The 15,525-nt window shown below is 55.7% G+C and carries 14 protein-coding genes; 8 read left to right on the forward strand and 6 right to left on the reverse strand.

All coding sequences use genetic code 11. The annotated features are described in order from the left end of the window. Positions 1–5: 5 nt before the first annotated feature. The gene (locus tag NP590_RS14155) at positions 6–2,405 is read right to left on the reverse strand and encodes a tetratricopeptide repeat protein (RefSeq protein ID WP_256603182.1); all 2,400 of its coding nucleotides are present in this window, start codon (positions 2,403–2,405) and stop codon (positions 6–8) included. Positions 2,406–2,608: 203 nt separating this feature from the next. Here NP590_RS14155 and dhaL point away from each other — a divergent pair, with 203 nt between their 5' ends. Continuing rightward, positions 2,609–3,244 (forward strand): dihydroxyacetone kinase subunit DhaL, encoded by a 636-nt coding sequence (gene dhaL, locus NP590_RS14160; protein ID WP_256603185.1) that lies wholly within the window; start codon positions 2,609–2,611, stop codon positions 3,242–3,244. Positions 3,245–3,256: 12 nt separating this feature from the next. On the opposite strand, the gene dhaK is transcribed toward dhaL, so the two are convergent. Together dhaK and NP590_RS14170 are read right to left on the reverse strand one after the other, a co-directional pair. Beyond that, positions 3,257–4,243, reverse strand: a complete 987-nt coding sequence (gene dhaK / locus NP590_RS14165) for a dihydroxyacetone kinase subunit DhaK (RefSeq protein WP_256603186.1) — start codon at positions 4,241–4,243, stop codon at positions 3,257–3,259. A 15-nt stretch (positions 4,244–4,258) separates the two neighbouring features. Further along, positions 4,259–5,062: an HAD-IIA family hydrolase gene (locus NP590_RS14170; protein ID WP_256603187.1), complete on the reverse strand. Its 804-nt coding sequence runs from the start codon at positions 5,060–5,062 to the stop codon at positions 4,259–4,261. 328 nt (positions 5,063–5,390) lie between these two features. On the opposite strand from NP590_RS14170, the gene NP590_RS14175 reads away from it, so the two are divergent. The 5 genes from NP590_RS14175 to bfr all read left to right on the forward strand — a co-directional run bounded on the left by NP590_RS14175 (position 5,391) and on the right by bfr (position 10,658). Continuing rightward, entirely contained in the window at positions 5,391–6,980 is a 1,590-nt protein-coding gene (locus NP590_RS14175) for an ABC-F family ATPase (RefSeq protein WP_256603188.1), read from the forward strand. 227 nt (positions 6,981–7,207) lie between these two features. Then, complete coding sequence (dusB, locus tag NP590_RS14180) at positions 7,208–8,185, forward strand: tRNA dihydrouridine synthase DusB (protein ID WP_256603189.1); 978 nt, start codon at positions 7,208–7,210, stop codon at positions 8,183–8,185. Beyond that, positions 8,186–8,449, forward strand: coding sequence for a helix-turn-helix domain-containing protein (locus tag NP590_RS14185; RefSeq protein ID WP_256603190.1), 264 nt, complete (start codon positions 8,186–8,188; stop codon positions 8,447–8,449). It begins immediately after the preceding gene. A 32-nt stretch (positions 8,450–8,481) separates the two neighbouring features. Continuing rightward, entirely contained in the window at positions 8,482–10,062 is a 1,581-nt protein-coding gene (gene purH / locus NP590_RS14190; RefSeq protein ID WP_256603191.1) for a bifunctional phosphoribosylaminoimidazolecarboxamide formyltransferase/IMP cyclohydrolase, read from the forward strand. A 128-nt stretch (positions 10,063–10,190) separates the two neighbouring features. After that, complete coding sequence (gene bfr / locus NP590_RS14195) at positions 10,191–10,658, forward strand: bacterioferritin (RefSeq protein ID WP_256603192.1); 468 nt, start codon at positions 10,191–10,193, stop codon at positions 10,656–10,658. Positions 10,659–10,922: 264 nt separating this feature from the next. Here bfr and NP590_RS14200 read toward each other — a convergent pair whose 3' ends face one another. The 3 genes from NP590_RS14200 to NP590_RS14210 all read right to left on the reverse strand — a co-directional run bounded on the left by NP590_RS14200 (position 10,923) and on the right by NP590_RS14210 (position 14,468). Beyond that, complete coding sequence (locus NP590_RS14200; protein WP_256603193.1) at positions 10,923–11,141, reverse strand: Nif11-like leader peptide family natural product precursor; 219 nt, start codon at positions 11,139–11,141, stop codon at positions 10,923–10,925. 260 nt (positions 11,142–11,401) lie between these two features. Continuing rightward, positions 11,402–13,102 carry an AAA family ATPase gene (locus tag NP590_RS14205; RefSeq protein WP_256603194.1) on the reverse strand — a complete coding sequence of 567 codons (1,701 nt, stop codon included), beginning with the start codon at positions 13,100–13,102 and terminating at the stop codon, positions 11,402–11,404. Positions 13,103–13,106: 4 nt separating this feature from the next. Then, on the reverse strand, positions 13,107–14,468 hold the full coding sequence (locus NP590_RS14210; RefSeq protein WP_256603195.1) for a (Fe-S)-binding protein: 1,362 nt from the start codon (positions 14,466–14,468) through the stop codon (positions 13,107–13,109). Positions 14,469–14,691: 223 nt separating this feature from the next. On the opposite strand from NP590_RS14210, the gene NP590_RS14215 reads away from it, so the two are divergent. Both NP590_RS14215 and NP590_RS14220 read left to right on the forward strand, forming a co-directional pair. Continuing rightward, the gene (locus NP590_RS14215; RefSeq protein WP_256603196.1) at positions 14,692–14,988 is read left to right on the forward strand and encodes a DUF6156 family protein; all 297 of its coding nucleotides are present in this window, start codon (positions 14,692–14,694) and stop codon (positions 14,986–14,988) included. Between the two features lie 7 nt (positions 14,989–14,995). Beyond that, positions 14,996–15,454, forward strand: a complete 459-nt coding sequence (locus tag NP590_RS14220) for a GNAT family N-acetyltransferase (RefSeq protein ID WP_256603197.1) — start codon at positions 14,996–14,998, stop codon at positions 15,452–15,454. Positions 15,455–15,525 lie beyond the last annotated feature (71 nt).

Genomic DNA, 15,525 nt, shown 5'->3' on the forward strand with positions numbered 1-15,525 from the left:
GAATATCAACCGCCCTGTTTCAGGGTTTCCAGCGTCTTTTTCGCCTGTTCTATACCATCGAATTTGGTATTGGAATCCAGGGCTTTTTGCAAATGTTGCTCGGCTTTAAGTTTGTCGTTTTGTTTGAAATACAGCATGCCGATATGGAAATTGGTAATTGCCGCATCGGGCGCCGCTTGCAAGGCCTTGGATAAAAACTCCGCCGCCAGTTCCAGCTTGTTTTGCTTATAAGCAATCCATCCTACCGTGTCCAGAAAGTTAGCGTTATTGGATTTGGCCAAGGGCTCGGCCATTTGCGCCGCCCGCTCCAGATTTTCCGGACTATCGGCGTAATCGGACAAATAGCTGGCCAGATTGTTGACCGCCAGCGCGGATTGCGGATAGCGCTTGTAAGACTCTTCATATATTGCCAGGGCCTTGTCGTGTTCGCCGCCGGCGTGATACAGCCGGGCCAAATCCTCCACCAGTTCCATGGCACCCTTGGATTGCTCGATACCCTTGATATAGATTTTAATGGCCTCGTCTTTGTTTTTTTGCATCAGTTCGGACAGTGCCAGATTCCGGTAGGGGCTGAACCACTCCGGCTTGATTTGCATGGCCTTGTTGAAAGCGGTTTTGGCATCGGCGAATTTTTGCTCGCTAAGATATATTCCGCCCAACAGATTGTAGGCGACGAAGTGATCGGCATGGGTTTTAACCACTTGCTGCAACTCGGCAAGCGCTTTGGCCGGCTGTTTTTGCGCCATGTAGGTTTTGACCAGCTCCGTCAAGGGTTCTATGGCATCCGGTTTGATGGCCAAGGCCCGTTTAAAGGCATCGATGGCCGAATCCAGCTTGCCTTCGGCCTGATAACCCAACGCGGACATATAAAAACCGGCCGCGTCTTCCGGAAAGGTTTCCTGAACCTGCTTGGCAACCTGTTGAGCCTTATCCCATTGCTTTTTGGCGACTTCCAGCTTGAACAGACTTTCCAAGCCTTTATGGCTTTTGGGATTGACTTTCAACAGCTCGGCGATTTGCTGTCTGGCCAGTTCTTCCTTACCACCCTGCAAATGCAGACTGGCCAGATCCAGGCGGGCTGTTTCGTCGGCCGGCGCCAGCGCCACCACTTTTTCCATATTATCCTTGGCCAGTTCGGGTTCCTTGTTTCGCAGATGCGCTGCCGCCAGCAGTTTTAACACGTTGACGTTATTGGGCTGATCGACCAGCACCGAGCGAAAATCGCCGATCGCGTCGTCGATTTTGTTTTCGGCCAGGGCAAACTGACCGCGCAAGGTCAATGCTTCGCCGTCTCTGGGATTGGCTTCCAACACTTCCTTGTTTAGCGCCTTGGCTTCGTCGACACGCTTGGTGGCGGCGTAAAGAGCGGCCAGTTTATCGCGCGCGGATATGCCGTTGGGGCCTAGCTTGTCGCTTGCTATGATGTTTTTCAGTGTTTCTTCCGCTTTATCCGCTTGTTTGCTGGCCAATTGCAACGAGGCCAATTTAAATTTCAGCACATAATCGGCGGGTTTTTGCTCGACCAAGGGCAGCAGTTCGGCAATCGCCACTTCCATGCCGCGCTTTTCAACCAGAAAATCGATCAGATTGGTCTTGGCGCTGTCGTTGTCGGGCAGCTTTTGGATGGCGGCGCGCAAGGTGGCTTCCGCCTTATCCGGTTGATTGGTGCCCGCCTGAAACAAAGCCAGATTTTTGTAGTGCTGAACCTCTTCCGGCTGAATTTTGACGATGGATTCCAGCAAGGACTCGGCTTCCGGCAATTGTTTGGTGCGGGCGTAAATACCCACCAGCATGGTGCGTAGCGGCACGCTATCGGATTTTTTCTCGATCGCTTGTTTCAATTGCGTAACGGCATCGTCTACTTGATTATTTTTGACCTTGATGGAAGCGGACATCAAGATTGCCGAAGCGTCGTCGGGATTTTTTTGCAGAGCCTTATCGACTGCCGCAATCGCCGCATCGCTATTATTTTTGGCCATTTGTATGCCGGCATGCAGTACCAGGGCTTCGACATTGTCCGGTTCCTTGGCCAAGGCTTCGTTGGCCATTTTTTCAGCGTCGTCGATGGCCCGATTCAACAATAACAACTGCCCCACCCTCACCCGCGCCATTACGTGATTTTCGTCATTGGCCACTACCGTGTTGTATTCCTTGAAGGCATTTTCTATTTTGCCTTGCTTACTGAGGGTTTCGGCCATTTGAAAACGGCTTTCCCAATTTTTGGGGTCGATCTGCAACACGTTTTTGTAAGCCAGCTGAGCTTTTTCATAATCGCCGGCTTGGTATAGTTGGCTGCCTTCTTCCATGTATTTGGCTTTACGCTCGTCGGCGCCGTCGCAGGCCACCAGCCCGGTACTCAATACAGCAATGCCTAGATTTCTCAGAATAGTCTTTTTACTTGTCATGTACATCTCGATTCCATTTGCTTACGGGTTATTGGAGTAGGGTTACTGCCCGCCGAATTTTAACTGATTTGCCGGCCCGGCATGGGCGGATTTAGCCTAAATGCCGCCAACGGCATGCGGCAAGTTGACGCAGTCGGCCTGGACAGCCGCATGGGCAAGCGCTATGCTCTAGGCGAGATTCAACCCTACGCGCCGGAGTCCGCATGCCGCTTACACCCGCCCAAATACCCGAATTCATCAATGCCATCTCCGCCGCTATAAACCAGCATGCGGATGAGATTACCGAATTGGACCAAGCCATAGGCGATGGCGATCATCTATTCAATTTACAACGCGGCCTGGAAGCCTTGCAAAGTCACGCCGCGGAAATAGCCGCTCTGGATTGGCCGGCGGCCTGGCAGAAAATCGGCATGACGGTTATGGCCGCCATCGGCGGTGCATCGGGCTCCTTATATGCCACCTTGTTCATCGGCTTATCCAAGCACGGCAAGGACAAGCCGACCGACATGCGGACTTTTGCCGAAGCGCTGCAAGCGGCTGTTGCGGCCGTCAAGCAACGCGGCAAGGCGGACGTGGGCGAAAAAACCATGCTGGATGTTTGGGTGCCGGCGGCGGAAACCTTGGCGCGGGCCGCAAGCTCGGGCAAGGACTTAAACGCCATTTTGGATCAGGTTTGCGCCGCGGCGGACGCCGGCGTGGAAAGCACCCGCGACATGCTGGCAACCAAGGGCCGCGCATCGTTTTTAGGCGAGCGCAGCAAGGGTCATATCGATGCCGGCGCCAAAACAGCCCAATTGATGATAGCGGCCATCGCCCGGCACATACGACAGGCGGCCTGACTGCGTTCCCGCCTAACAGCCCCAGCGCAAGGCTGCGGTATTGACCGGAGCATCCCACAAGCCCAGCATTTCATCATCCAGCAAGCTCAAGGTTAAAGAGCATCCGGCCATATCCAGCGACGTGGTGAAATTACCCACCAACGAGCGTTGAATATTTAAACCGCGTTCCCGCCAATATTGCCATGCCAATTCGTAGACCAAGTGCAATTCCAGCAACGGGGTGGCGCCGAATCCGTTGACATGCAGCAACACCGCTTGTCCGGATGGCGGATTCAACTCCTGCTGAATATGCCCGGCTATCCGGCCGACAATCTCGCTGGCCGAAAGCAGCTTGCCGGTTTCCCGGCCGCGTTCGCCGTGTATGCCCACGCCGATCTCGATTTCATCGGCGCCAAGCTCGAAAGTCGGATGCCCCAATGCCGGCACGGTACAACTGGTCAAGGCCACCCCCATGGAAGCGGTAGCGCGCACCACCCGCTCTCCCAAAGCCTTGCAGGCTGCCAGGTCGTAACCCTGTTCAGCGGCGGCGCCGAGGATTTTTTCCACTATCGTGGTACCTGCCACCCCACGCCGACCTATCGGATGATCCTTGGGCAGCGAAACATCGTCATCCACCAATACCGTGGCACTGGGGCCGTCCAGCATTTCCGCCGCCATTTCAAAATTCATTACGTCGCCGGCGTAATTTTTGACGATAAACAATACCCCCGCGCCGCCGTCGACCGCGGCGGCGGCCTCCAGCATCTGATCCGGCGTCGGCGAAGTGAAAACCTGCCCCGGACAGGCCGCGTCCAGCATGCCGTAACCGACAAATCCGGCGTGCAGGGGTTCGTGCCCCGAGCCGCCTCCGGAAATCAAGGCCACCTTGCCTGTCTTGCGCTGTTTTCTCAACACGAAATTCGGCTGGGTGCGCACTTCCACGATATCGGCATGCGCCTTGGCGAAGCCCTGTAGACTGGTATCCAATAAAGTGCCGGGACTATCGATAAATTTTTTCATCCGTCTCTCCTGTGGTTATCGGCGCAAGGCCTCGGTCAGTTCCCGAATATCCCGCATCACCCAGGTCGGGGCATAATCAAGCCGAGGGATATCTTCTTCGCGAGAAATTCCCGACAATACTAGCACGCTACGGATACCTGTCCGTACCGCACCCAAAATATCGGTATCCAACCTGTCGCCAATCGCAATCACCCGTTCGGGCGCCTGTCCCAATAAGGCCAAGGCCTGTTGATAGATGATGGGGGCCGGCTTGCCGATGGTAATCGGCATCACGCCGGTCGCCGCGGTCAATGCCGCCAAGGTCGCCCCATTGCCGGGCAAAAAACCGCGCTCGCTGGGCAGCGTGACGTCGCCATTGCTGCCGTAAAACCCGGCACCCGCCTGAATATGCAGGGCCGCGTTGCATAATTTATCCCAGTTCAAGGTTTTATCCAGTCCGCTGACCACCAAATCGGCCGGCCCGGGGTCGTGCTCCTCCAGCAACACAAAGCCCTTGTCCCGCAAGGGTTGCCTTAGCCCGGCGCCGCCGATCGCATAAACCCGGGTGTGCGATGCCGGGTAACGCTCGGACAAATACAAGGCTGTGGCCATGCCAGAGGTCAGGATTTCACGCCGGCCGATTTCAACCCGCATCGCCGACAACTTGCCGACATACTGCTCGGCGGTAATACTGGCATTATTGGTTGCCAACACAAACGGCAGCTGCAATTCCCGCAAGGTAGCGAAAAATGCTTCCAAGCCCGGTAAGGCCTGATCGCCATGCCAAAGCACCCCGTCCATGTCTATGATGAGGCCGCCGATATCGGTAAAAACTTGCATATTGGGTCTTGGAGAAAGCAAAAAAATCGACACCATTGCATAATCATTCCGCACTGTCCAGACCGCGCCACGGTTTCCGCCGCAATGCTTCGGCCAAGGCCGTATCGAAATCGGGCATCGATCCCGGCACGGCGCACCGGTATTTTTGTCGGGCCGGGATTGAAGCCCGACGTCGGCGCGCCTTGCAAACAACGCGGCCGCCGCAATGCTTCTATATCAAATAAGCCGGCCAATCTCTGATAAAATGCAGCGCTTTTTTAATGCGGCGCACTAGCGAATTTTTCTCGACCGCTTTGCGCGCCGCGCCAGACTACTCTCGGACACACTCTTGATTTCTACCGCCAACATCACCATGCAATTCGGGGCCAAGCCCCTGTTTGAAAACATCTCCGTCAAATTCGGCAACGGCAACCGCTACGGCTTGATCGGCGCCAACGGCTGCGGTAAATCCACGCTGATGAAAATCCTCAGCGGCGATTTGGAGCCTTCCGCCGGCAACGTCAGCGTCACCCCCAACGAGCGTCTGGGCATCTTGCGCCAGGACCAATTTGCCTACGAAGACTATCGGGTACTGGACGTGGTAATGATGGGCCACGCCGAAATGTGGGCGGCCATGTCGGAGCGCGACGCGATTTACGCCAATCTGGAAGCCAGCGAGGAAGATTACATGCGCGCCGCCGAGCTGGAATCGGTGTTCGCCGAATTCGGCGGCTATACCGCCGAGTCGCGGGCCGGCGAATTGCTGCTGGGCCTGGACATTCCGCAGGAACAACACAGCGGCCCGATGAGCGCGGTGGCGCCGGGCTGGAAATTGCGGGTACTGCTGGCGCAAGCCCTGTTCGCCGACCCGGACATCATGCTGCTGGACGAACCCACCAATAACCTGGACATCAACACTATCCGCTGGTTGGAAAACGTGCTGAACGAGCGCGAAAGCACCATGATCATCATTTCGCACGACCGGCATTTTCTGAATAGCGTCTGCACCCACATGGCCGACCTGGATTATGGCGAATTGCGAGTATATCCGGGCAATTACGACGATTACATGACCGCCGTGACCCAGGTGCGCGAAAGCCTGCTGGCCGGCAACGCCAAGAAAAAAGCCCAGATCGCAGAACTGCAAACCTTCGTGGCCCGTTTTTCCGCCAACGCCTCCAAAGCCAAGCAAGCCACTTCGCGGGCCCGCCAGCTGGAAAAAATCAAACTGGACGAGGTCAAACCATCCAGCCGGGTCAATCCGTTTATCCGCTTCGATCAAACCAAAAAGCTGCACCGTCTGGCGCTGGAAGTCACCGACTTGAGCAAGGGCTATGGCGAAGCACCCTTATTCAAGGGCTTGAATCTGATGATTCCGGTCGGCGAACGGGTGGCGGTCATCGGCCCCAACGGCATCGGCAAATCCACCTTGCTAAAAACCCTGGTCGGCGATTTGAGCCCGGACAGCGGCGAAGTGAAATGGTCGGAAAACGCCGACATCGGCTATTACGCCCAGGACCACGCCGACGATTTTGCCGAAGAGTTGTCCTTGATTAACTGGATGGGCCAATGGCGCAAGGAATCGGACGACGACCAAACCATCCGCGGCACACTGGGCCGCTTGCTGTTTTCGCAAGACGAAATCAACAAATCCGTCAAAGTGCTGTCCGGCGGCGAACAGGGCCGCATGCTGTTCGGTAAATTGATGCTGCAAAAAAACAACATCATGGTGCTGGACGAACCCACCAACCATTTGGACATGGAATCCATCGAATCCTTGAACAGCGCCCTGGAGCAATACCCCGGCACGCTGATATTCGTCAGCCACGACCGCGAATTCGTCTCGTCGCTGGCCACCCGCATCATAGAACTGAGCCCTAACGGCATTACCGATTTCCAAGGCAATTACGAAGAGTATCTGGCCAGCCAGGATTTGTAAGCCGGAATATGCGGAAACGTTTCCGGCAGACCTTCACTCGCCTGAAACGCCCTTCGGCTTATTCCAGCCTACGAGACTCAAGGAAGTTCGTCATTCCGGCAAGGATTACAGGTTTTTTAAATAGTAGCGGCCGACCGGTTTTACGCAACGCATATTCCTAAAAGTCAGCCACCCGGCCCCGGCATTTTAAGGTAGAATGCCGGGCCTTTTTGACTGCCCCGGCATCCATGCAGATCGGCCCTCATCAGCTGCCCAACAATATCATCCTGGCCCCGATGGCCGGCATCACCGACAATCCGTTCCGGCGTCTGTGCAGCCAATTCGGCGCCGGTTTGACGGTTTCCGAGATGGTCATTTCCAACAGCGGCTTGCAGCACCATCCGCGCACGTTGCAAAAAACCGATTACAGCGGCGAATCCGGCCTGCGTTCGGTGCAAATTCTGGGCACCGAACCCCGCCAAATGGCGGATGCCGCCCGCCTGAACCGGGACAGGGGCGCGCAAATAATCGATATCAACATGGGCTGTCCGGCCAAAAAAGTCTGTTCGGTGGCCGCCGGCTCGGCCTTATTGAAAGACGAAAGTCTGGTCGAGCGCATATTAACGGCGGTCGTCAAGGCGGTTGAAGTACCGGTCACCCTGAAAATCCGCACCGGCTGGGACTTGGCCAACCGCAATGCGCTGAAAATTGCCGAAATCGCCGAAAATTGCGGCATCCGGGCCTTGACCATACACGGCCGCACTCGGGCCTGCAAATTCAACGGCCGGGCCGAATACGACACCATCAGACAGGTCAAGCGATACGTTAACATCCCCGTCATAGCCAACGGCGATATCGACAGCGCCGAAAAAGCCCGCCAGGTGCTGGCATATACCGGCGCCGACGCCATCATGGTCGGCCGAGCCGCGCAAGGCAAGCCGTGGATATTTCAAGAATTGAGCGGCAAGCTGTCCGGTAACCCGGTATCGCCGCTTTCCTTGTCCGAGATCAAAACCGTCGTCAACCAACACTTGGACAATTTATACAGTTTTTACGGGGCAGTCAGTGGTGTTAGAATTGCACGCAAACATATCGGCTGGTACTTCGACCAACTCGGCGGTTTGCCCAGTGAACAAAAAACCATACTCAATCAGGCCCAAGAACCGGCGCAACAACTGGCACTGGTCAACGCCTCGTTTACCTTCATTACTCCCCGAGTCGCCTAGATGGAAGCAGAATCAATCAAAATCAGCAACGGTAACGGCCAAACCCTATCCGAACATGTGCGCCAATCCGTCGAAGACTATTTCACCCACCTTAATGGCCACGATTCTTCCGGCCTGTACCAACTGGTCTTGACCGAAGTCGAGAAACCGCTGCTGGAAACCGCCTTAAAACATTCCGATTTCAATCAAAGTAAAGCCGCCAAAATCCTGGGTTTAAGCCGCAGCACCCTGCGTAAGAAGCTGGAACTTTACGGCATCGGCTGATTTCTTCTCCCTTTTCTTCTCTTGAGGATTGCATGAATACCCCTTTGGGCAACCATAAAAAAGTCACTCGGGCGCTGATCAGCGTCTCCGACAAAACCGGCGTTTTGGAATTTTGCCGGACCCTGAACAATCTGGGCATCGAATTACTCTCCACCGGCGGCACCGCCAAGTTGCTGGCCGAACAAAACATTGCCGTTACCGAAGTATCCGATTACACCGGCTTTCCGGAAATGATGGACGGCCGGGTAAAAACCCTGCATCCCAAAGTGCATGGCGGCATTTTGGGCCGACGCGGCATCGACGATGCCGTAATGGCGGCAAGCGGCATCCAGGCCATCGATATGGTGGTGGTGAATCTGTATCCCTTCGAACAAACCGTGGCCAATCCAGATTGCGACCTGGAAACCGCCATCGAAAACATCGACATCGGCGGACCCAGCATGATACGCGGCGCAGCCAAAAACCATAACGACGTGGCGATTGTGGTCGACCCGGCCGACTATGCCGGCATTTTGGCCGAACTGCGGGCCAATGCCGGCGCGCTCGGCCACGATACCCGTTTCAAACTGGCCTTGAAAAGTTTCGAGCATACCGCCCGTTACGACACCATGATCGCCGCCTATTTGAGCAAGGTCGTCGCCGCCGACAATTTCCCCGACACCCTCAACCTGCAGTTTCACCGCCTGCAAAGCATGCGCTACGGCGAAAATCCGCATCAAAACGCGGCTTTTTACGGCGAGAAAAATCCGCCGGCCGGCAGCATCGCCGCCGCCAGACAACTGCAAGGCAAGGAATTGTCTTACAACAACATCGCCGATGCCGACGCGGCGCTGGAATGCGTCAAGAGTTTCGACGACCAACCGGCCTGCGTGATCGTCAAACACGCCAACCCGTGTGGCGTCGCGATTGCCGACAACATTTTCGACGCTTACAACTTGGCCTACGCCACCGACCCGACCTCGGCCTTCGGCGGCATCATCGCCTTCAACCGCGAACTGGACGAACAAACCGCCAGCGAAATCGCCGAACGCCAATTTGTCGAAGTCATCATCGCCCCGCTAGTCTCGGAAGGTGCGAAAGCAGCCTTGGCGAAAAAGAAAAACGTCCGCGTATTGGAAACCGGCTTTTGGGCGACGACCCCGATTCCGGCATTGGACTTCAAACGCGTCGGCGGCGGTTTGCTGGTGCAGGATAGAGACACCGGCCGCATCGCGGCGTCGGACTTGCAAGTAGTCAGCAAGCGCGCACCGACCGAACAGGAACTGGCCGATTTGCTGTTCGTCTGGAAAGTGGCGAAATTCGTTAAATCCAACGCCATCGTTTACGGCAAGAACGGCCAGACCATAGGCATAGGCGCCGGCCAGATGAGCCGGGTGTATTCAGCCAAAATCGCCGGCATCAAGGCCGCCGACGAAGGTTTGGAAGTGCCGGGTTCGGTAATGGCCTCCGACGCCTTCTTCCCGTTCCGCGACGGCATCGACGCAGCGGCGGCGGCCGGCATCACCGCCGTGATCCATCCCGGCGGCTCGATGCGCGACCAGGAAGTGATAGACGCCGCCGACGAACATAACATCGCCATGGTGTTGACCGGCATGCGGCATTTCAGACATTAGAATTGAGAGTTTGAACATCGCTTACACGAATGGGGATGCCGATACGAAGCAACATTTCCATTCGCGCGCGCCGGTTTGCGCGGGTATAGTACCTCTTACGCAGAGTATATGAATCAAAGGAGCACGCCATGAAAGGTAACGAGCAAGTCATCGCCCATTTAAACGATTTGCTGGCCGGCGAACTGACCGCCATCGACCAGTATTTCATCCATTCCCGCATGTATGAAAACTGGGGCTATAGCAAATTACACGAGCGCATAGCCCACGAGGTGCAAGACGAAACAAACCACGCCGACGCCTTGATCAAGCGCATTCTGTTTCTGGAAGGTACGCCGGATTTATCCAAACGCCAGCCGCTCAACGTCGGCCGCGCGGTGCCGGAAATGCTGCAAAACGATCTGGCGGTGGAATTGTCGGTGATAAGCCATCTGCGCAAAGTGATGGCGTTTTGCGAAACGGCGCGGGATTATCAAACCCGCGAAATTCTGCGAGTAATGCTGGACGACACCGAACACGATCACGCCCATTGGCTGGAACAACAGTTGGGTTTGATACAGGCCGTGGGACTGCAAAATTATCTGCAGTCGCAAATCTAGGCTAAATCGGCTTGGATGGATTCAACTTACGAACAGCGTATTGCTTGCGTTTTTTCAGCCGCAAAAGGCAAGGCGAAACTGGCGCCAAGCTCCTTGGACTCGATAACCCACGGATTCCGCTCCTAATAACTTCCCTATTTATATCCCTCACCCCGCCACTCTCCCGGAGGAAGAGGAAACAGAATGCGGAAGTTATTTTGAGCGGAATCCTTAGCGTGGAAAAAACCGCCGTATCCGCCTAACTCAGCAAACAGGCGGCAAGCCTTACACTCTCAACAAGGCCTTGGCCAATTTTTCCGACAACTGCTCTTCGGTAAATTGCGGTTCGTTGGGCGGATACAGCTCCACCTCGTCAATTTCAAACCCGTATTCCTTACCCAAAGCGAGCATCTCCTTGATTTTGAGGCAGGCCTTCAGCTTGTCCTTCAGATCGGCATCGGCTTTGGCTTTTTCGGAAAACTCTTTTATTACTTTGATCGACATTGATAGCTCCGTGATAAGTCAGGAAAACAAATGGAAAAAATCCATCATTTTCATAGCAAAATCGTTACCAATTTGCTTAAACGCCTTCATCAGGCATATTTTTCATGCACTTGCCCGAGCCACCATCCTTATACGGATGATTATTACCGGACAATAACAATGGTTTTGTAGCATACCCGACAATGCCGCGCGCCGGTTTAACCCGCCCAGCCGACATGCGCAAACCGGTTGAACGGCCAAGTGGTTTCGGCGGCTTCGCCTTAAATTTCCGCCAACTCCAGGCCACGAAACACCGAACAACGCTTGAACACCTCCAGATCCGGTTCGAGTTGTTTTTGTTGGCAAAACTTGGCCACCAATTTGGTCAAGCCCTTGATATCGCGCCCCGAAGCGCCGGGAAACACGCTGGCCAATTCGGGAATCAGGGTTTCCTCTACCGGCAGGGCAAATTGCTTAGTCATCACCCGCCAGATTTTGCAACGGTCGTCATGGTCCGGCGCGTGATAACGTATCATGGCAATACAACGGGAAATGATCGCTTCATCGATATCGTCAACCCGGTTGGTGGTCATGAACAGCAAGCCGTTAAAATATTCCAGCACCCGCAAAAACACCCCCACCACCGCATTGGAGGCCAGATTGTCCGCGCGCTTTTTAATGTAAACGTCGGCTTCGTCGATCAGCATCACCGCCCCCCAACGTTGGGCCCTGATCAAGGTCTCCTGTAGCGTTTTTTCCATCTCGGCCACATTCAAACCCAGCTGGCCGGAATGCACCCGATACAGCGGCCGCTTGATGATTTCGGAATACACTTCGGCGGTCAGGGTCTTGCCCACGCCAGCCGGCCCGGCGCACAGCACCGTGGTACCGCCCGATTTGCCTTCCACGATATCGTCGGTCAACATGTCCATTTCGGCGGTCAGAATATCGATCAGATCGGTCTGTTCCGGCGGCAGGATCAGCTTTTGCTTCAACTCCGGCTGGTAGACATAGGGCTGCATGTCGTCGACATGCACCCAAACATGATGGTGCAGCTCCAAATGAAAGGTCAGGATATAGCCGTGCACCGGCAGTTCGGTGAACAAACCCGCTGGAATTTCCCCTTTAAACGCCTCCACCGCCGCTTCGGTTTTGCTATCGTAGCGCATGCTTTTGCCGGCCTTGCGCAGATAGGTACCCAAAATATCGCCGGAAGCATCCAGACTCAAGGCTCGCTCGCTGATGACATTTTCGTCGTTGACCAGACGGCAGGCCCCGCCCGACGAAGACAACACCACCGTACTCTTGCGGCTCCAGTCGCTGCTGCGATGGCTGGCTGTGGGGTCCTCGGCATACACGCCGGTGCCCCAAGCGGAAAACTGCTCGCCGTAACGGGCCCGCCAATCGAAATAACGCTCGGCGGCTTCGTCGTAGCCGGCGATCAAATCGGCGGTTTCCTTTAAATAGCCCTTGCCGGCAAATATCTCCGGTATGGTTTTATCGGCCAAATCCTTGCTGCGTATGATCAGGGTTTCGTTGGCGATTTTGCCCCTGCTGTTGGCTTTCAGTTCCAGCAAAATCCGCCCGGCCTCTTCCTCGCCCGGCGGGGTGTAATCCAGCCGGGTAATCAAATAAGCCAAGGTTCTGCCCGAGGGTGCGACATGAAACAGCCAGCCGCGTATCGCCCCTTCCAGCAAATAACGGGCAATGTCCGGCAACAGCATTTCCAATTGGTCGGCGCTATAGCGCTGGTTGTTGGCCGCCATGGCCTGTTGCAGGGCTTTCAGCAGCGCCGCCTGATGCTGTAAACTCTCGCCCGCCCGCGAATAAATGCCGACCAGACTGGCAAGCTCCGCTTCGCTGAGTAGGTCGAAAGCCACCTGTGCCTTGTTGCCCAGGCGCAATTGATCGCCAAGGGTGTGCAAGCGCGGATGTTCGCTCAACAGCGGTTCCAGATAACGTTTTTCAATCTGTAATTTCATTTCATTACTCCGACGCCGGCAGGGCCATGCATAACAGTTGGGACAGATGCAGCGGCCGGGCAAAGCCGCCGTTTGAGATTTGCTGCTGACAGGAAAAGCCGTTGCTGACCAGCAAGGCCGCGGGTTCGGCACGCAGGGCCGGAAATAGCGCCAGCTCGGCCATGGCCCTGGCATGCTCTACATGTTCGGCCTCGACGCCGAAATTGCCGGCCATGCCGCAGCAGGACGCCTCGATCAATTCGAAATCCAGACCCGGCACCTGCTTCAGCAATTTGCGCACGGACTTGATGGCACCGACAGCCTTCTGGTGGCAATGACCGTGCAGCAGCAGGCGCGAAACATCCGGCAGAGCCTGAAAATGCAGCGTCCAGCGCCCGGCGCTTTGCTCCCTGACGATAAATTCCTCCAGCAACAGCACTTTTTCCGCCAGCTTTTGCGCCGCTTCTCCCAAGCCCAGCTTTAAGTATTCGTCGCGCAAATTCAGGATGCAGGAGGGTTCCAAGCCGACAATGCTACGCCCGGCCCGGACATGCGGCTCCAATGCTTTCAACAGGCGCCGGGCTTCCCGCGCGGCCCGGTCCGGGCGGCCGTTGGAAAAATAAGTACGGCCGCAACACAAGGGCCGGCTGGGTTCATCGTCGGGCCGCGGCCGGGCGATATGCACCTGATAGCCGCCGGCTTTCAACAATTTTTGCGCGGCCTCGGCGGCAGCGGGATTGAAATAATGATTGAAGGTATCGACGAACAATACGACTTGCTTATCCACCGGCCCGACGGAAACCGTATCCTTGGCCGGCGATCCGTATTGAAAGGGCTGGCGGGCGGGAACAGGCAAGCGGACTTTGGCGCCGATACCCAAAGCGACTTCCAAGGCGCGCGCCAGCCAAGCCGATCCGTTACGCCATAACAGCAAGGGCCGCGCGACGGGCCAACAGAGTATTTTGGGTAATTCGCTCCACAAACGCCGGCGTAAACTCATGCCGTGTTGCGCCACCTGTTGGGCCAGAAATTCGGCCTTGATCAAGGCCATATCAACTTCATTTTCGCATTCGCGCTTGCAGCCCTTGCAGGACAAGCACAAATCCATCGCCTCCGCCAATTCCGGGTCGGGATTCAAAAAGGCCTGTTCGTCCCCGGCATTCAGGGCGCTTTTTAACAGCTTGACCCGACCGCCCGGCGATAAAACCGGATTGCCGCTGATCCGGTAACTGGGACACATTACCCCTTTACCACTTTGTTCACATTGCCTGCTACCTATGCAGACGGCAACCGCCTTGGCAAAATCGGCGCCGTGTTTGGGGATATCCGCATAGGCATCTCCCATGCCGGCGTTTTCATAAGACGACCAATCCAGAAACAGTTTCATACGCATTTGACTGATGGAAAACCGCACTCAAGCAAAATCGACGCCAATGCGGCGGCGCTGTTTCACGGGGTTTCGGGCAAACGGCCATGTCGCAAAACCTACAAGCCGGGCAAAATGTGCGACAGTGTGCAGCGCCATCCGGCCACACCTCGTGCGCAGCGGGCCATTGCGCGTCGGCATAAACCTTGCATTATGTGGGCTTTATTCACTTCCCTGTACAGCCATGAATTTAGAAGACTTAGCCAGCCGCTTTTTTATTTCCTACAGCGGCGTCAAACTGCCGTTAAAACTGGTCAACGAAATCGAAGCAGGCGGCCTCGACAACCGCAACACTTTTTTCAAGGGCTATTACGATGAGGAAGACCGATTGGTACGTTGCGAGAAACTGGTCTACGGTGAAACCGAATTGCTGCACGTCTATGCTTACGACGACAACGGCACCTTGCGGCAAGCCGAAATTACCGATGCCGACGGCGAAGTGACTCAGCTGAGCTTCGACGCTCAGGGCCAACCCGAGTAAGCCGGGCATGCCGGATTCCATTGTCATTTCGCCGGCGACCCTGGGCGACATTCCGGCGCTCTGCGAACTGCTCGGTATCCTGTTTGCCCAGGAAGCGGAATTCCAACCGGATCAGGCCGCCCAACAGCAGGCGCTGGCACAAATCATTGCCGATTCATCCATCGGCGGCATATTCCTAGCTCGGCGCCATGAAGAAACCGCCGGCATGGTCAGCCTGCTTTACAGCGTATCGACGGCCTTGGGCGGCCGAGTGGCGACTCTGGAAGACATGGTGGTGCATCCGGATTTTCGCCATGCCGGCATAGGCTCGCGCTTGCTAAACCATGCCCAACGCTTTGCCGATCAAAACGGCTGCAAACGCATAACCCTATTGACCGACCGAAGCAATATCGCCGCCCAACGCTTTTACCGGCGGCATGGGTTTACCGATTCGGACATGCTGGCGATGCGGCTGTTGCTAAGCTAGGGCAGGTATTCAGCCGGCCTAATCCCGTTCGCCAACGGGCCCAGCAGGCCGGGAAGGCTTTTCAATATCCC

The sequence above is a fragment of the Methylomonas subterranea genome (assembly GCF_024505185.1).
GTDB classification, from domain to species: Bacteria; Pseudomonadota; Gammaproteobacteria; order Methylococcales; family Methylomonadaceae; genus Methylomonas; species Methylomonas subterranea.

What these genes read in the sequence shown, in the direction of transcription:
- NP590_RS14155 (WP_256603182.1), bottom strand. Translation starts at nt 2,405, where the DNA reads ATGACAAGTAAAAAGACTATTCTGAGAAATCTAGGCATTGCTGTATTG.
- dhaL (WP_256603185.1), top strand. Translation starts at nt 2,609, where the DNA reads ATGCCGCTTACACCCGCCCAAATACCCGAATTCATCAATGCCATCTCC.
- dhaK (WP_256603186.1), bottom strand. Translation starts at nt 4,243, where the DNA reads ATGAAAAAATTTATCGATAGTCCCGGCACTTTATTGGATACCAGTCTA.
- NP590_RS14170 (WP_256603187.1), bottom strand. Translation starts at nt 5,062, where the DNA reads ATGCAAGTTTTTACCGATATCGGCGGCCTCATCATAGACATGGACGGG.
- dusB (WP_256603189.1), top strand. Translation starts at nt 7,208, where the DNA reads ATGCAGATCGGCCCTCATCAGCTGCCCAACAATATCATCCTGGCCCCG.
- NP590_RS14185 (WP_256603190.1), top strand. Translation starts at nt 8,186, where the DNA reads ATGGAAGCAGAATCAATCAAAATCAGCAACGGTAACGGCCAAACCCTA.
- purH (WP_256603191.1), top strand. Translation starts at nt 8,482, where the DNA reads ATGAATACCCCTTTGGGCAACCATAAAAAAGTCACTCGGGCGCTGATC.
- bfr (WP_256603192.1), top strand. Translation starts at nt 10,191, where the DNA reads ATGAAAGGTAACGAGCAAGTCATCGCCCATTTAAACGATTTGCTGGCC.
- NP590_RS14200 (WP_256603193.1), bottom strand. Translation starts at nt 11,141, where the DNA reads ATGTCGATCAAAGTAATAAAAGAGTTTTCCGAAAAAGCCAAAGCCGAT.
- NP590_RS14205 (WP_256603194.1), bottom strand. Translation starts at nt 13,102, where the DNA reads ATGAAATTACAGATTGAAAAACGTTATCTGGAACCGCTGTTGAGCGAA.
- NP590_RS14210 (WP_256603195.1), bottom strand. Translation starts at nt 14,468, where the DNA reads ATGAAACTGTTTCTGGATTGGTCGTCTTATGAAAACGCCGGCATGGGA.
- NP590_RS14215 (WP_256603196.1), top strand. Translation starts at nt 14,692, where the DNA reads ATGAATTTAGAAGACTTAGCCAGCCGCTTTTTTATTTCCTACAGCGGC.
- NP590_RS14220 (WP_256603197.1), top strand. Translation starts at nt 14,996, where the DNA reads ATGCCGGATTCCATTGTCATTTCGCCGGCGACCCTGGGCGACATTCCG.